The organism is Actinomyces sp. oral taxon 897 (genome assembly GCF_002999235.1).
Taxonomy (GTDB): Bacteria; Actinomycetota; Actinomycetes; order Actinomycetales; family Actinomycetaceae; genus Actinomyces.
The window spans coordinates 2,744,431-2,759,979 of record NZ_CP027236.1; the positions used below are offsets into that span (position 1 = coordinate 2,744,431).

Below are 15,549 nucleotides of genomic sequence, written 5' to 3' on the forward strand. Positions count from 1 at the left end.
GACATGGCCTCTGCGCGCATCGAGGGTTCTGGCCGCGATCGTGAGCGTGCTGTCCCGCAGGTGAACGCGCTGTCGGGTGCGTGAACGCCATGTAGAGCGGCGTTCATATACCCTTAAGCGCGTCCACCTACGGGACAGTGCGTTCATCTGCGGGGCGGTGCGGCGGCGTGCAGGGCAGCACGTCTACCCGGCAGGCCAGTGCGTTCATCTGCAGGGCGGCGCGGCGGCGCGCGGGACAGCACGTCCACCCGCAGGATGGCGAGTTCACCTACAGGCCAGTGCGTCCACCCGCGGTGTCCGACGTCGACCCAGCTCAGGGTCAGGGTGTCCTCCGGCGTCGTGGCAGGATGAGCCCATGGACTGGAACCAGCTGTCGACGGGAACGTGGGTGGTGCTGGAGTACGCGATCAAGATCGTGGCCCTGGGCGTCATCCCGGAGAACCGCCGCCCTTCCAGCTCCACCGCCTGGCTCGTCCTCATCTTCTTCCTGCCGTTCGTGGGCCTGCCGCTGTACCTCTTCCTGGGCAGCCCCTGGGTCCAGGGCAAGCGCTACCAGCAGCAGGTCGCCGCCACCAGGACCACACTGGCCTACACGCGCAACCTGCCCGACGCCCCCGAGGGCGCCACCCCCAGCCGCTCCCTGGGCTCGCTGCTGCGGATGAACCGGCGCCTGACCGGCCTGCCCTGCGTCACCGGGGAGGTCGTGGCCCTGCACTCGGACTCCCCGTCCACCTACGCCGCCATGGTGCGTGCGATCGACGCCGCTACCGGCCACGTCCACGTGGAGTTCTACATCCAGAGCTGGGATGAGGTCACCGACCCCTTCTACTCGGCCCTGGCGCGCGCGGTCCAGCGGGGCGTGACCGTCCGTCTTCTCCTGGACCACCTGGGAAGCCGCAAGTACCCCGGCTGGAACCAGCTCGGGCGTCGCCTGACCGCGGCGGGTATCCAGTGGTACCTCACAATGCCGCTGCTGCCCCTGCGTCGCCGCTGGCGTCGTCCGGACCTGCGCAACCACCGCAAGATTCTTGTCGTCGACGGTGAGCGCGCCTTTATCGGCAGCCACAATATTATTGACCCCACCTACCGGCTGCGTCGCAATATCCGTGCCGGGCGCACGTGGGAGGACCTGACCGTGGAGGTCACCGGCTCGGTCGTGGTGGAGGCGCAGGCGGTCTTTGCCATGGACTGGTACTTCGAGTCCGGGGAGACCCTGGACCTGCTCGACGCCGTTCCCGGCGCCGCCGAGGCTCTCAGGAGGTCGCGGGTCAGGCGCGCGGACCCGGGTCAGGCGCGCACACTGGCACAGGTGACGGAGTCGGGGCTGGCCGCTGAGCTGGGGGTGGGGTCCGGGCTCGTCAGGGGGGTGCCCAGGCACCGGCTCGGGGGCAGGCACGTGCTCAGGGGCGGTTATGCCCAGAACGGGCGAGCGACCGTGGACGGGCTGACCGGGGGAGGGCCCCGTCCCCGAGGTCGGCACGCCCTCGGGAACAGCTACGCGATCGGGAACGGCTACGCGGCTGCTGGCGGTTACACCACCGCGGACGGCTACACGGTCGGAGGAAGGCACCGGCTCAAGGGCGGCAGGCACCGGGCCAAGGGGGAGCCCGACCGCGCGGCCAGGCGTGACCAGAGGATCTCGGGGCAGGGGCCCCGAAGCGGATCCGTTGTTCCCGCCCCGGTTGGTTCTGGCCGGGTCGGTCCTGGCGGGACTGGTCCTGCCGGGACCGGTTCTGGCCGGGTCGGTCCTGCCTCGGTTGGTTCTGCCACGGCAGGTTTTGCCGGGGCTGGTCCGGTTGGTCCTGGTGGGGCTGGTCCTGCTGGGGCAGGTAGGCCGCCTGCTGGCCGCGCACCGACCCGTCTCGCGCCGGATGGCCGCGCACCGGCTGGTCCTCGCCTCGCTAACCGGGGCCCGGCCGACGGGCTGCCTGCTGGCCGCGGCAGCGCCACGCCACCCCGGCCCGGGTACCTCGCTCCCTTCCACGACATGGACGACTCCTCGCTGAGTCCTCTCGTCGTCGCCTCCGCCTCCGTCACCGCCCCGGCGCCCTTGGTTAATGGTGCGATACCGCAGGTGGACGACTCCATAATCCTCCCTGAGCTCACCGCGCAGATTCTCGATACCGCCCCCGTGGGGACTCCCGCACCCCAGCCGGGACGTCCTGACGCCGTCGTCAACGCGATGCAGCTCGTCCCCTCCGGCCCCGGCTACCCCACGGAGCCGAACCTACGGCTGTTCCTCTCCCTTATCCAGAACGCCACCAGGCGAGTCTCTATTACCAGTCCCTACTTTATTCCTGATGAGGCGCTCCTGTCCGCCATGACCACGGCCGCCTACCGGGGGGTGGAGGTGGAGCTCTTTGTGGGACAGGAATCCGACCAGTTTATTGTCAACCACGCCCAGCGCTCCTACTACTCGGCGCTGCTCGCGTCGGGGGTTCGTATCTACCGCTACCCGGCGCCCACGGTGCTGCACGCCAAGTACATGACCGTGGACGGGGAGGCCTGCGTCATTGGCAGCGCCAATATGGACTTCCGTAGCTTTGCGCTGAACTACGAGGTCATGCTGCTGGCGTTCGGCGGAGACCTGGACGACCTCCTGCGGGAGAACGACGCCCACTACCGGGAGATCTCCACCGAGCTCACCGCGGCGCAGTGGGCGCGCGAGCCGTGGTGGAACAAGTACATTGACAATGTGTGCCGGCTCATGTCGTCGGTGCTGTGAGGAGTGGCTCAGGCCGTGCCCCGGGGCCGGGTGGGACAGTGCGGCAAAGGGCGGGTCCGGTCCTCTCCGGCTCCGGTGGGGTGGACCTGCCCGTGGGTCCTGCGGTCCTGGTACGCCGGTGTCCTGGCTGCGTGGGCACGGTCTCCCGGGTGCCGCGGGCCGCGGTCCTGGTGCGCCGGTGTCCCGTGGGTCGCGCTGGGGCTGGCGCGCCCTGCTGGCTCCGAACCTACGACGTCCCTGTCGTCCTTCGCCCTCTGCCCCGCCCGGTGGCCTAGACTCAGGGCGTGGCTCTCACTATCGGAATCGTCGGACTGCCCAACGTCGGCAAGTCCACCCTGTTCAACGCCCTGACCCGCGCGAGCGTCCTCGCGGCGAACTACCCCTTCGCCACGATCGAGCCGAATGTCGGCGTCGTCCCCCTGCCTGACGCGCGACTGGGGCGCCTGGCCGAGATGTTCCACAGCGCCAAGGTGGTGCCTGCCACAGTGTCGTTCGTGGATATTGCCGGGATCGTGCGCGGGGCGAGTGAGGGCGAGGGTCTGGGAAACCAGTTCCTGGCCAATATCCGCGAGGCTGACGCCATCTGCGTGGTCACGCGCGCATTTGACGACCCCGACGTGGTCCACGTGGACGGTGTCGTCAACCCCGCCTCCGATATTGAGACTATTGCCACCGAGCTCGTTCTGGCTGACATCCAGACCCTGGAGAAGGCCGTTCCGCGCCTGGAGAAGGAGGTGCGCGGCAGGAAGACGGACGCCTCAGTGCTGGAGACGGCGCGGGCGGCGCTGGCTGTCCTGGGGGAGGGCACCCTGCTCTCCGCGGCAGTGGCCTCTGGCGACGCCGCCCGGGCCGGGATCGAGCCCGAGGTCCTGCGCACCTTCCAGCTCATGACCACCAAGCCCGTTATCTACGTGTTCAATATGGACGACGCCGGAATGGGGGACGAGAAGAAGCAGGCCGAGCTGCGCGAGCTCGTGGCACCAGCTGAGGCGATCTTCCTGGACGCCCAGTTCGAGGCCGAGCTGGTGGAGCTGGAACCTGATGAGGCTGCTGAGATGCTGCACGACAGCGGGCAGGAGGAGTCGGGGCTGGACAAGCTGGCGCGGGTCGGCTTTGACACCCTGGGCCTGCAGACCTACCTGACGGCGGGGGAGAAGGAGTCGCGTGCCTGGACCATCCGCAAGGGGGCGACGGCGCCGCAGGCCGCCGGGGTCATCCACACCGACTTTGAGCGCGGCTTTATTAAGGCCGAGATCATCTCCTTCGACGACCTCATGAGGTACGGCTCCGTGGCCGAGGCCCGCGCCCACGGCCGGGTGCGAATGGAGGGAAAGGACTACATTATGGCCGACGGAGACGTGGTCGAGTTCCGCTTTAATGTGTGAGATGCTTTTAATGAGCGGTCGCTCGTTGTTCCTGGCGTCTGCTATGGCCGGAATTAAACAAAACGGTATTCTGGGATGGCTTCTGCGGGGTTCCTGGTTGACGTCTGCGGAGTATCTCGTGTAGGATTGTCTCGTGCAGATCGACATGACGAACGAGGAGCGGGACATCCTCATCAGGTGGAAGAAGCGCTCGGACACCTACAAGCTGGTTCGGATGAAGGCGGAGGCGATTGTGTACGCCGCCCGTGGCGTCGGCCTGGACATTATCGCGGAGATGGTCGAGCGGACCGAGAAGACGGTACGCGAGTGGCTCTCGGAATGGCGGAGGTACAGGCTGGGATCCGTGGTGACCGGTCACGCCGGAAACGAGAACGCCGCAAAACTCAAGAGGGCGCAGAAGGAGGAGCTGGAGGAGATTCTCAGTAAGCCGCCCTCGGAGTCGGGAGTCAGAGCAGAGTTCTGGGACGTCCCGGCTCTCAGGGACGTCGTGCAGATCAGGTTCGGAGTCGAGTACAGGTCGGACTCCTCCTACCGGCTGCTCATGCGCTTCCTGGGAATGAGCCTCTGCTGCCCCGACCCGTTCGACAAGCGCCGCGACGAGGAGGCCGTCACCAGGCGGATGGCCGAGATCCGGCACCAGGTCAACGACCTGCTCCAGGAGGGCTGGGAGGTCTACACCGTCGACGAGGTCCGCGCCCGCCACGAGGCCGAGACAAGGCGCATGTGGCTCCCCAGAGGAAGGAGGACAAAACTGTACGTGGACCGTGAGAAGGCGAGCCAGTCGTTCTTCGGGGCACTGAGCCTGACGACCAGGAAGATGAGGATCTACCCCGTCGAGGGAGACCAGAACACCGAGCAGACCATCCTCATGACGGGGCCGCCTCCAACGAGAGACCGACGAGGGAAAGAAGATCGCCGTCGTCCTGGACAACGCCAGGTTCCACCACGCCAGGGCCCTGACCGACCTCTACGCCCCCGGCCAGGCCCTGGAACGCATAACACCCATCTACCTTCCCCCCTACGCCCCCGACCTTGGGTCCCACGGAACACGTACGGGACGCCGCCAAGAACCAGCACCGCCAACCTCCAACGCGACACCCCGGAGAAAACCTTCACGGCCTTCACCACCTACATCACCAACCGCACCTTCGACTACGACCTCGAGCACCTCCCAGTCACACCACCACACACCGATCTTGTTTAATTCCAGCCATACTTTGAATGGGGTCTGCGGTGACGCAGTCGCGTGGTCATTTATGTGTTGACGTCGTTCTCAGTCTTTTGTGGAGGTCTGCCGAGTATCTCCCGAAGGTGGGCGGCTCCGACTACGATGTGCCACTGTGCATGGGTGGAGGCCGTAAAAGAGTGATGAGCATCTCATATGCCTCGTTCGGGCGCCGAGCCCCTCGCCGTCGACCGTGGCCTGATGCGCGTCCGCGGGCCCCGGGGTTCGTTCCTCGCGAGACGTCGCCCGCCGGGGCTCGCGTCGAGCCGGTCCTGGTGGGAGGCTTGGGGCCACAGCGTCAACGACAGGAGGGCTCCCATGATCAGAGTCGCAATCAACGGGTACGGCAACCTCGGGCGAGGTGCTGAGCGGGCGATCGCCCGCAACGACGACATGGAGCTCGTCGTCGTCTTCACCCGGCGTGATCCGGGCACGGTCGCCACGCAGGGGGCCCCGGTGGCCCACGTCGACGACATGCCGGACTGGGAAGGCAAGATCGACGTCTGCCTCGACTGCGGCGGATCCGCGACGGACCTGGCCGAGCAGGGCCCGGCGGCGGCCGCCTTCTTCAACACGGTCGACTCCTATGACACGCATGCCAAGATCCCGGCCTACTTCGCGTCCGTCGACGCCGCTGCCAGGAAGGCCGGCCACCTCGCCATCATCTCCACCGGGTGGGACCCGGGCCTGTTCTCCATGCTCCGGGTCCTCGGGGACGCGGTCCTGCCCGACGGCACGACGACGACCTTCTGGGGGCCGGGTGTCTCGCAGGGGCACTCGGACGCGATCCGCCGCATCCCCGGGGTGGTGGACGCGAGGCAGTACACGCTGCCGGTGCAGGAGACCGTCAACGCGGTCAAGGCCGGCGACGACGTCGAGCTGACGACCCGCTCGATGCACCGGCGTGACTGCTACGTGGTGGCCGACGACGGCGCCGATCTCGCTCGCATTGAGAAGGAGATCGTGGAGATGCCGAACTACTTCGCGGACTATGACACCACTGTGACCTTCATCTCCGCCGAGGAGATGGCCGCGAGGCACAGCGGCATCCCGCACGGGGGCACGGTGATCCGTCGCGGCGAGACCTCCCCGGGGGTCGCTGCGCGCATTGGCTTCGAGCTCGACCTGGGATCGAACCCCGAGTTCACCGGCTCCGTCGTGGTCGCAATGGGCCGGGCGGCTGTAAGGATGGCGGCACGCGGCGAGACCGGGGCGCGCACGGTCTTCGACGTGACACTGGCCGACCTGTCGGCGAAGGACCCGGCCGACCTGCGCGCGTCGTACCTCTGACTGGCTGCCGGAGTCCACGGGCGTGACCGATATGGCCCGCGCCCTTAACGGTATCGCGCCGATGACCGTTCGCTATTACGAGCCGATGCGCCAGGCTGCTCCCGACCTCGCTGTACGAGCGTAGGGGCCGGTCTTCCCGAGGAATGCGAGGAGGCCGTCCCCGGTCTCGTCTACAGCGCTTTCTGCCCGCGAGGTTGGCAGAGGCAGGTTCAGGGACTGGGGCACGTGCTCGAGAGCCCGGGTCCGTCAGTGTGGCGCTCGTCAAGGGCGTAGTGGCCGGGTGGGTGCGCACGCGCATTCACTCGGAGGGCTCAGTGGGTAAGGTCGATGTTCTCGCTGTGGATTCCGGCTTCCAGCGCCGGAGGGATCGGCCGGGCTGTCAAGCACGGCCGGGGGCATACTCTGGGCGCGGGAATGGCCATAATGACGGTGGAGACCGGAGGTGGTCCGGGGTAAGGGGCCAGGTGGTGGGGTGCCTGCCGAGTTCTCCCGGCGTGGGTCCGGGTGAATCGGGGCGGATTTATCTGGCGAACCGGATAATCTGCCGTCTGTCTGCTGGCCCGGTTCGTACGTGTGTCGCAATCTGAGGATCAGGGCGGTGGGCACTCTCTGCCGCGCTGGGGTCCGGGCTCCTGACCTGCGTGGACATTGAGTGTACAAAGAGTTGTGCGGGGTGGGGTCGGCTCTGATCCTCAGATTGCGACAGAACCGTCCGCCCACCACCGCCGGGGCCGTGCATAGCCCCCTTATCCTAGGGCCGCCTCTGTGCTCCTGCCTGAATCTAGGTGTCCGCGCGAGCGTGTAGGGCGGGTTGCCGGCGGCGGCGCCACCGGGTGCCCAGCCGTAGAGGTGTTCGCGCGATTGCGTGGGGCGGGAGAACCGGATGGTCCTCCCGCCCCACACGTGCAGGTCCTCATCGGTCCCGCCTGTTCCAGGGGTCCTGGTGGCATCCTTATAGGAGACAGATGACGGTAGGAGAGACGATACAGTTGGCTACTGGTCTGCTGGCCTGAGGAGAATGGGGGACGGTCACCGCTTGGCGGCCCGGTATCCCGCGGCCTCCGCGTCCGACGCGTAGGCGAAGCACTCCTCGGCCTTGGTGACGTTGTAGGACTGCTGTCCTGGCCTGTGGTAGATCATACTGTCCTGGTTCCCCTTAATGGGGTGCGAGCTGGGGCAGGTGTAGGTGCCCGAGTAGATGCTGACCCACCGGCCGCTCCCGTTGAAGCGGTAACGGTTCCCGCCGGTGTACACCCACCCGGTGGACATGACCCCACTGCTGCCAAAGTAGTACCAGGATCCTCCAATCTGAGCCCAGCCGGTAGTCATGACCCCGCTAGTGCCGAAGTAGTACCAGACCCCTCCGATCTTGGCCCAGTCGGTAAGCATGGCGCCATTGGTGTTGAAGTAGTACCAGGCGCCTCCCTGGGGCAGCCAGGTGCTGCTGAGCATAGCACCTGAGTCGTTAAGGTAGAGCCAGTTCCCGCCTGAGGGGACCCACCTGCTGTGCTGCATGACGCCGTCGGTGCCGAAGTAGTACCAGGACCCTCCGATCTGGGCCCACCCCGTGGTCATGGAGCCGTTTGCGTCAAAGTGGTACCACCATCCTCTTACCTGCATCCAGCCCGTGGACATGACCCCTTCACGGCTGAAGTAGTACCAGGTCCCTCCGAGCTGCGCCCATCCCGTAGTCGCGGCTCCGCTGGGACCAAAGTAGTACCAGGATCCCCCGATCTGGGCCCACCCTGTGGTCATGGATCCGTTTGCGTTAAAGTAGTACCACCATCCTCTTACCTGCATCCAGCCCGTGGACATGACCCCTTCGCTGCTGAAGTAGTACCAGGTGCCTCCGAGCTGCGCCCATCCCGTAGTCGCGGCTCCGCTGGGACCAAAGTAGTACCAGGAGCCTCCCTGCGAGACCCACGCGCTGGTGGCCATGGTTCCGTTTGCGTTAAAGTAGTACCATGCTCCATCGACCTGGATCTGGCCCGTGGCCATGAAACCGTTTGCGTCAACGTAGTACCAGTAGCCTCCCTGGGGGATCCACTTGTTGGTGGCCACCGTCCCTGAATCGGTCAGGTAGAGCCAGTTCCCGCCCGAGGGGACCCACTTGCTGTGCTGCATGACGCCGTCGGTACCGAAGTAGTAGGAGATTCCTCCGATACGCGCCCAGCCCGTGACCATGGAGCCGTCGACGTTAAGGTAGTACCGGGCCTCTCCCAGGAAGAGCCATCCGGTCTTCTTCACGCCCTGGTCGTAGTAGTACCAGACCCCGCCTTCAGCGTGCCATCCCTGAAGAGCGGGGGCGACAGGCGGATCCGGGGGGACGGGAGGTGCGTCCGTCGGTCCGGCCTGAGGGTCTGGGGTGGCCGGTGCCTCGACCCCGGGGCTGGCCGTCTGCCCGACGTCGGGGTCGTCGGCCGTGGCTGCGGGAACAACGGCCCACATGAATGACACCGCTGCGAGCGTCCCGATCGCGGATCGGTAGAGGTGGCTCATTGAATTCCTTTCTAGAGATATTGTGTGCCCGTGTCTTACCGCTGCTCCCGACAAGGAGGACCAGGAGATCCGCTTGCCTGCTGGCGGCGTCGGGCACATGGCTGCTGGTAGTACCTGCGAGGCTGGCGCGCAGTACGACTGACCCCAAGGCCGCCGAGCCGAGGGCCTGCACAGGTCAGGGCAGGCAGGGTAGGCGTGTTGGCGACCTTTTTATATCGATAAGGTAACGTTGCTGCGTGGAGGCCTCGCATGTCGCCCTATCGTATCTCCTGACCGTGCCTGAGGCCACTGACCGAATCGTCAGCTCGTGGCCGTAGGGCGCCGTCTCCTGGGGTGGTGGCTCCCGGACGGTTCCCGCCGGTGGGGGAGGCCCGATGGCGCCGTCCGTGGGTACGCCGCGCCGCGGCAGGATAGTCCCTGTGCGCTTGCGGTGCTCCCTGTCCACCGAGCTGACCTGGACGGGGGAGCCAGACGGTCCCTGCGCGTTCATGGCGCCCTCGCCGTGGTCCTGGCTGCTGTCCGGGGTGGGGAGAGGCTCCTCTCGGGCGGGTGCCGGGAGTCCGTGCTGAGCGTGGCCTGAACGACTGCGTCGTCTTAGGTGAGCACCCGGGGTGCGGGTTCGCGGCCTGGCCGGGTTTCACGTGGAACAGGTCCGCGGGTGGTGTGTGGAGTGCGGGCGCCGCGCCCGTGGATATGAAGGGTCGGCCCGGGCGCTATATGCTGTGAGCACGACAGGGGAGCGCGTACGCGCTGAGAGTGCGGGAGCCGCGAGGCGCCGTCGGGACCTGGGGCCAGCGCCCGCCGTCCCGGGCGTCCGGGCCGACGCAGACCCTCGAACCTGCTCCGGCTAGTACCGGCGAAGGAAGTCGAGAATTCTCCCTGGGCGCGTGCGTGCCCAGGCCCTCCGAGACACCACGGAGGTACACCCATGGCTGTTCCCACGGCCCCCACCCTTTCCCGCCGCACCCTCTTGGGCGGCTCCCTGGCCGGAGTGCTGGCCCTGACGCTGGCGGCCTGCTCCGGCAAGGACGACGACGCCGGTCCCGCCGCCTCAGGGGCGTCCGGCACCGGCTCCCAGACCGTCACCGTCGTCACCCACGACTCCTTCCAGGTACCCGAGGACCTGGTGGCCGCCTTTGAGAAGGACACCGGCTACCACCTCCAGACCGTGGCCTCCGGTGACAGCGGCGAGCTGGTCAACAAGCTCATCCTGACCAAGGACGCCCCCCTGGGCGACGCCGTCTTCGGTGTGGACAACACCTTCGCCAGCCGCGTCCTGGACGAGGGCGTCATCGACACCTCCGTGTCCGTGACCCTGCCCACCGGCGCCGACCAGTACGTGGTGGGCGCCACCCCGGCCCTGGTGCCCATTGACTTCGGCGAGGTGAGCGTCAATATCGACACCACCTACTTCGCCTCCAAGGGCCTGACCGCCCCCGCCACCTTCGAGGACCTGGTCAAGCCCGACTACAAGGACCTCTTCGTGGCCATCAACCCCTCTACCTCCTCCCCGGGCCTGGCCTTCCTGCTGGCCACCATCGGCCACTTCGGCACCGCCCAGTCCGGGGGCTTCGCCGACTACTGGAGGCAGCTGGTGGCCAACGGCACCAGGATCGACTCGGGCTGGACCCAGGCCTACGAGACGGACTTCTCCGGCGGCGGCAACCAGGGGGCCTACCCGATCGTGGTGTCCTACTCCTCCTCCCCCGCGGCCACGGTCAGCCCCGACGGCCAGAGCTCCACCACCGCCTCGCTGCCGGCCACCGCCTTCCGCCAGGTGGAGTACGCCGGGGTGCTGACCGGGGCCGCCAACCCCGCGGGCGCCAAGGCCTTCATTGAGTGGATGCTCACCAAGGACGTCCAGGAGTCCATCCCGCAGAACATGTACATGTACCCGGTCAGCCCCGACGCCTCCCTGGGCGACGCCCTGACCAGGTTCGGCACCCTGTCCACCACGCCGGTCTCGGTGCCCGCCGCCGACATCGCCGCCAACCGCGAGTCCTGGCTGGCCACCTGGTCCGAGGCCGTCGGCCGGTGAGGGAACGCGCCCCGGTGCCCGGCGGCGCGCGCGCTACCGCCCCGGCGTCGGGCCCGCGCACCGGCTGGGGCGAGCGCGCCGGCTGGGCCCTGGCGGTGGCGGCCCCCCTGGTCTTCCTGGGGATCTTCTTCGCCTGGCCGGTGGCCACCCTGGTGGGCCGGGGCCTGGCGCCCGAGGGGAGCCCGGACCTGTCAGGCTTCGCCGAGGTCCTCACCCGCCCGCGGACCTGGAGGGTCGTGCGCCAGACCCTGACCCAGGCCACCCTGGCCACGGTGGTCTGCGTGGTCCTGGGCGTGCCCGGGGCCCTGGTGCTCTACCGGCGTCGCTTCCCCGGGCGCGACCTGCTGCGGACCCTGGTCCTGGTGCCCTTCGTGCTGCCCAGCGTCGTGGTGGGCGTGGCCTTCCACGCCCTGGTCACCAAGGGCGGGCCGTTGGGGGGCTGGGGGCTGGACGGGTCCCTGACCGCCGTCGTCGCCGCCCTGGTCTTCTTCAACTACGGGCTGGTGGTGCGCACGGTGGGCACCATGTGGTGCCGCCTGGACCCGCGCGCCGAGGAGGCCGCCCGGGCCCTGGGCGCCTCGCCGTGGCGGGCGTGGCGCACCGTCACCCTGCCCAGCCTCGTGCCCGCCATCGCCTCGGCCGCCTCCCTGACGTTCCTGTTCTGCGCCACCGCCTACGGGGTGGTCCTGGTCCTGGGCGGCACCGGGGTGGGCACCATTGAGACCGAGATCTACACCCTGACCGCCCAGTACCTTCAGCTGCGGGACGCGGCCGTGCTCAGCGTCCTCCAGCTCGCGGTCATCGCAGCCTGCCTGGGGGCCACCGAGCGCGCCCGGCGCGCCAGCCAGGCGCGGCTGGCCCTGCGCGTGGACGTGCCCGCCACCCGCCTGTGTCCGGGCGACGTCCCCGCCCTGGTCCTGACCCTGGCGGTGGTGGCCGTCCTCCTGGTGGGGCCGGTGGCCACCCTGGTGACCAGGTCCCTGCGCCGGGGCGGGCAGTGGACCCTGGCGAACTACACCGACCTGTCCACCACCGGCGGGCGCAACGCCCTGACGGTCACCGTCTGGCAGGCCGCTGGGAGCTCCCTGCGCGTGGCCGTGGTGGCTGCCGCCATCTCCCTGGGGGTCGGGGTGGCGTTGAGCCTGGTCATCTCCCGCTCCCCGCGCTCGGCCTGGCTGCGTCGGGGGCTGGCGGTGCTCGACGCCGTCGTCATGCTGCCCCTGGGGGTCTCGGCGGTGACCGTGGGCTTCGGCTTCCTCGTCACCCTGGCCCGCCCGCCGCTGGCCCTGACCCGCTCCTGGTGGATCCTGCCCCTGGCCCAGGCGGTGGTGGCCGTCCCCCTGGTGGTACGCACCCTGCTGCCGGCCCTGCGTGCCATTGACCCCCGCCAGCGCGAGGTCGCCGCCGCCCTGGGGGCCGGGCCGGGGCGCGTGCTGGCCACCGTGGACGGCCCCCACCTGGTGCGCGCCGGGGGCCTGGCCGCGGGCTTCGCCCTGGCCACCAGCCTGGGGGAGTTCGGGGCGACGTCGTTCCTCGCCCGCCCCGCCGAGCCCACCCTCCCCGTGGTCCTCTACCGGCTCATCGGCAGGCCCGGCGCCCAGAACCAGGGCATGGGCCTGGCCGCCGGGGTCGTCCTGGCGGGCGGGACCGCCGTCCTCATGCTTGTCTGCGAGTGGCTCCAGACCGCGGGCCACGGGAAGGAGGCTCCGTGGATGACCTGACTGGTGCTTCGGCCAACCCGGGGGCGGGTGCGCCCGATGGTGCTCCGGCTGGTCCGGTGGGCGCGCTCGGTGCACCTGGTGCGGGGGTGCCGCACCCGGCTGGTCCGGTGGGTGCACCTGGCCCGAGACGGCCACCGGCGTCGGGCACACCCCCGACGGGCCTGAGCCTGACCGGGCTGCGCGTGACCTACCCGGCGCCCCGCCCCGCCCTGCCCGTGGCCGCCGTGGACGGGGTGGACCTGGAGGTCGGCGTCGGCGAGGTGGTGGCGCTGCTGGGGGCCAGCGGCTCAGGCAAGTCCTCCCTCCTGCGTGCCGTGGCCGGGCTGGAGCCGGTGAGCGGGGGGGACGTCGCCTGGGCGGGGCGCTCGGTGGTGCGCACCCCCGTGCACCGGCGCGGCTTCGGCCTCATGTTCCAGGACGGCCAGCTCTTCCCCTTCCGGGACGTGGCCGGGAACGTGGCCTACGGTCTGACGGGGATGACGCGGCCTGAGCGGGACCGGCGTGTGGCGCAGGTCCTTGACCTCGTCGGCCTGGGCGGGTACGGGGGGCGGGCGGTGACGACCCTGTCGGGTGGCCAGGCCCAGCGGGTGGCCCTCGCCCGGGCCCTGGCCCCCCGGCCCCGCCTCCTGCTCCTGGACGAGCCGCTCTCCGCCCTGGACCGCGCCCTGCGTGAGCAGCTGAGCCTGGACCTGCGGACCATCCTGCGCGAGCAGGCCATGACCGCCCTCTACGTCACCCACGACCAGGACGAGGCCATGACCGTGGCCGACCGCGTAGGCGTCATGGCCGACGGGCGGCTGGCGCGCCTGGACGTCCCCGAGCGGCTCTGGGGCGACCCCGGCAGCCGGCAGGTCGCCGAGTTCCTCGGGTACTCCCCGGTCCTGGGTGCCGACGACGTCGCCTGCCTGGGGTGGGAGGGCGCGCTCGCGGCCGGTGGCGCCACGGACGGCGGCCTCCCGGCACTGGCCCTGGCACCCGGCGCGCTGAGCGTGGTGGGTCATGGTGACCCGGTGGGTGGGGCCGCGGTGGGTGGGGCGTCCTCGATGGGTGGGGTGCTGGTGGATGGAGCGTCCTCGGCCACCGGGGCGTCTGCGGTAAGTGCTGGGCCGGGGGCCCTGGTGGGCGGGGTGCCGCCAATGAGTAGTGTGCTGGTAGGTGGGATCGCGGCGGGCGGGGCGCCTCCGGTGGGTGGAGCGTCCTCGGTGGACGAGGCCTTGGGCGCGCGCGGAGGGGCGTTCTCGGCGCCCGGGCCCGAGCGGGTGCGGGCCCTCACGGCCGCAGCGCGGGTGACGGGCCTGCGTGCCCGTCGTGGTGAGCGCTGGGCCGAGGTCCAGCTCCTGGGCGCCGGTGGTCCTGTTGGTGCCGCGGCCGCCCTGGTCCCGGACGGCGTCGTCGTGGGACATGGGCAGGAGGTCAAGGTCCGGCTGGATCCGTCCCGCACGGCCGGTGTTCGCGACGGTGGCCGGTGACTGTGCCCGGGATGGTTGCGTGCTGTCGGCTCCGCCCCTGGATGCTGCGCCAGCAGGTGGGCGGCAGCTGCGTGAGCTGGCGGAGGTCCCGCCCCTGGATGCTGCGCGGCGTCGAGGGGCCTCTGGTGGGGACACGCTGGGCTGATTCGAGGTGGACGCGCCTTCGTGCGCGTGAACGCCGTTTCATGCATGTGAACGCCGTCCTGGGCGGCGTTCGTATGCCCAGGAGCGCGTTCATCAAGGCTAAAGCGCGTTCAATGGCGTGGGAAGACGTACATCGAGGTCAAGGCGCGTTCAGGGGCGCGGGAGCGCGTTCACCTGGGCTGGGGTGTATCCAGGTTGCACTAGTTCTTGCATATCTCATCAGTTTCTGTACCGGCCCCCTGCAGGACCCCGGGATATCCGCATGATTCCGTAGGCCCCGGGCGCCTCCTGCAAGAACTGGTGCGGTCTGTGGGGGCGTGCTGTGTGGCCGGTCCCGTTCTCACGACGAACAAGTACCGTTCTCGCGAGCAACAAGTACCGTTCTCGCGGCGAATAAGTACCGTTCTCGCGATGGGGGTGGGGAGGGGGTGTGCGGCTGGGACCGGGACAGCGCGCCCCGCGTGTCCGGCAGGCCGGGGCACCCGGCTGGTGGGGGCCGGTGGGACCATCGGCCCGGGAGCCTGGGGCCCACCCGTGTTACCGGATGAGCCCGGCGGTATCGGGATACCATGCGGGGGATGGCTGACCTTCCCTCCGTGACTAGTGACCGCTTAGGGGCCTGGGCCCGGCGCCGTGGCCCCGGCTTCTCCTTTGACGGCAACGGGGGCCTCGACGTCCCCGGGCACCGCTTCCTCGCCTTCGTCTACCGGGGCTACGGGCTGGTGCTACGAGCCCGGTTCTCCGCCGAGATGACCCCGGCGCGCCGTGCCGAGGCCGTCGCCCTGTGCACCCGCCTCCTCCAGGAGCCCACCTGCCCCGCGCTCGCGGTCTACGACGACCCCGAGGCCCCGCCAGTACCCGACCAGGACCCCTCTGCCGACCTGCCCCGCCGTGTCATTGTCAACGCGCAGGTCGTCACCACCGTCGGTGAGGGCATGAACGACCCCCAGCTCGCCACCGTCATGGACGACGCCGTGGCCGCCCTCGGCGCCGCCGTCGCCGCCCTGCGCCAGACCCTTGACGAGCTCGTCCCTGACATGGAGGAGGACTGAC

At 69.3% G+C, this 15,549-nt stretch carries 9 protein-coding genes and 1 pseudogene; 9 read left to right on the forward strand and 1 reads right to left on the reverse strand.

Annotated elements, in window-relative coordinates; translation table 11 throughout:
- Positions 1-355 precede the first annotated feature (355 nt).
- The 5 genes and pseudogenes from C3V41_RS14005 (at position 356) to C3V41_RS10850 (ending at position 6,625) form a co-directional block, all read left to right on the forward strand.
- On the forward strand, positions 356-2,725 hold the full coding sequence (locus C3V41_RS14005) for a phospholipase D-like domain-containing protein (RefSeq protein WP_254423579.1): 2,370 nt from the start codon (positions 356-358) through the stop codon (positions 2,723-2,725).
- A gap of 284 nt (positions 2,726-3,009) precedes the next feature.
- Complete coding sequence (ychF, locus tag C3V41_RS10830) at positions 3,010-4,110, forward strand: redox-regulated ATPase YchF (protein WP_106110266.1); 1,101 nt, start codon at positions 3,010-3,012, stop codon at positions 4,108-4,110.
- 274 nt (positions 4,111-4,384) lie between these two features.
- Positions 4,385-4,915 (forward strand): annotated as a pseudogene (locus tag C3V41_RS14435) (winged helix-turn-helix domain-containing protein); the annotation flags it as partial.
- A 118-nt stretch (positions 4,916-5,033) separates the two neighbouring features.
- Positions 5,034-5,375 carry a hypothetical protein gene (locus tag C3V41_RS14440; RefSeq protein ID WP_368033298.1) on the forward strand — a complete coding sequence of 114 codons (342 nt, stop codon included), beginning with the start codon at positions 5,034-5,036 and terminating at the stop codon, positions 5,373-5,375.
- Between the two features lie 278 nt (positions 5,376-5,653).
- Complete coding sequence (locus tag C3V41_RS10850) at positions 5,654-6,625, forward strand: diaminopimelate dehydrogenase (RefSeq protein WP_106110267.1); 972 nt, start codon at positions 5,654-5,656, stop codon at positions 6,623-6,625.
- A 1,029-nt stretch (positions 6,626-7,654) separates the two neighbouring features.
- On the opposite strand, the gene C3V41_RS10855 is transcribed toward C3V41_RS10850, so the two are convergent.
- Positions 7,655-9,124, reverse strand: a complete 1,470-nt coding sequence (locus tag C3V41_RS10855) for a sunset domain-containing protein (protein WP_165271642.1) — start codon at positions 9,122-9,124, stop codon at positions 7,655-7,657.
- Positions 9,125-10,052: 928 nt separating this feature from the next.
- Here C3V41_RS10855 and C3V41_RS10860 point away from each other — a divergent pair.
- The 4 genes from C3V41_RS10860 to C3V41_RS10875 all read left to right on the forward strand — a co-directional run bounded on the left by C3V41_RS10860 (position 10,053) and on the right by C3V41_RS10875 (position 15,548).
- Entirely contained in the window at positions 10,053-11,162 is a 1,110-nt protein-coding gene (locus C3V41_RS10860) for a thiamine ABC transporter substrate-binding protein (protein WP_106110819.1), read from the forward strand.
- A complete protein-coding gene (locus C3V41_RS10865; RefSeq protein ID WP_254423580.1) occupies positions 11,159-12,883 on the forward strand; it encodes an ABC transporter permease in 1,725 nt (574 codons plus the stop codon). Before C3V41_RS10860 ends, C3V41_RS10865 begins: the two co-directional genes overlap by 4 nt.
- Complete coding sequence (locus tag C3V41_RS14445) at positions 12,871-14,352, forward strand: ATP-binding cassette domain-containing protein (RefSeq protein WP_368033267.1); 1,482 nt, start codon at positions 12,871-12,873, stop codon at positions 14,350-14,352. The genes C3V41_RS10865 and C3V41_RS14445 overlap by 13 nt, the downstream gene beginning before the upstream one ends.
- 722 nt (positions 14,353-15,074) lie before the next feature.
- Complete coding sequence (locus C3V41_RS10875) at positions 15,075-15,548, forward strand: hypothetical protein (protein ID WP_106110270.1); 474 nt, start codon at positions 15,075-15,077, stop codon at positions 15,546-15,548.
- The last annotated feature ends 1 nt before the right edge of the window (position 15,549 follow it).

Excerpts from the sequence above, each read along its gene's own strand:
- C3V41_RS14005 (WP_254423579.1), top strand. The coding sequence starts at position 356 with ATGGACTGGAACCAGCTGTCGACGGGAACGTGGGTGGTGCTGGAGTAC.
- C3V41_RS10850 (WP_106110267.1), top strand. The coding sequence starts at position 5,654 with ATGATCAGAGTCGCAATCAACGGGTACGGCAACCTCGGGCGAGGTGCT.
- C3V41_RS10855 (WP_165271642.1), bottom strand. The coding sequence starts at position 9,124 with ATGAGCCACCTCTACCGATCCGCGATCGGGACGCTCGCAGCGGTGTCA.
- C3V41_RS10860 (WP_106110819.1), top strand. The coding sequence starts at position 10,053 with ATGGCTGTTCCCACGGCCCCCACCCTTTCCCGCCGCACCCTCTTGGGC.
- C3V41_RS10875 (WP_106110270.1), top strand. The coding sequence starts at position 15,075 with ATGGCTGACCTTCCCTCCGTGACTAGTGACCGCTTAGGGGCCTGGGCC.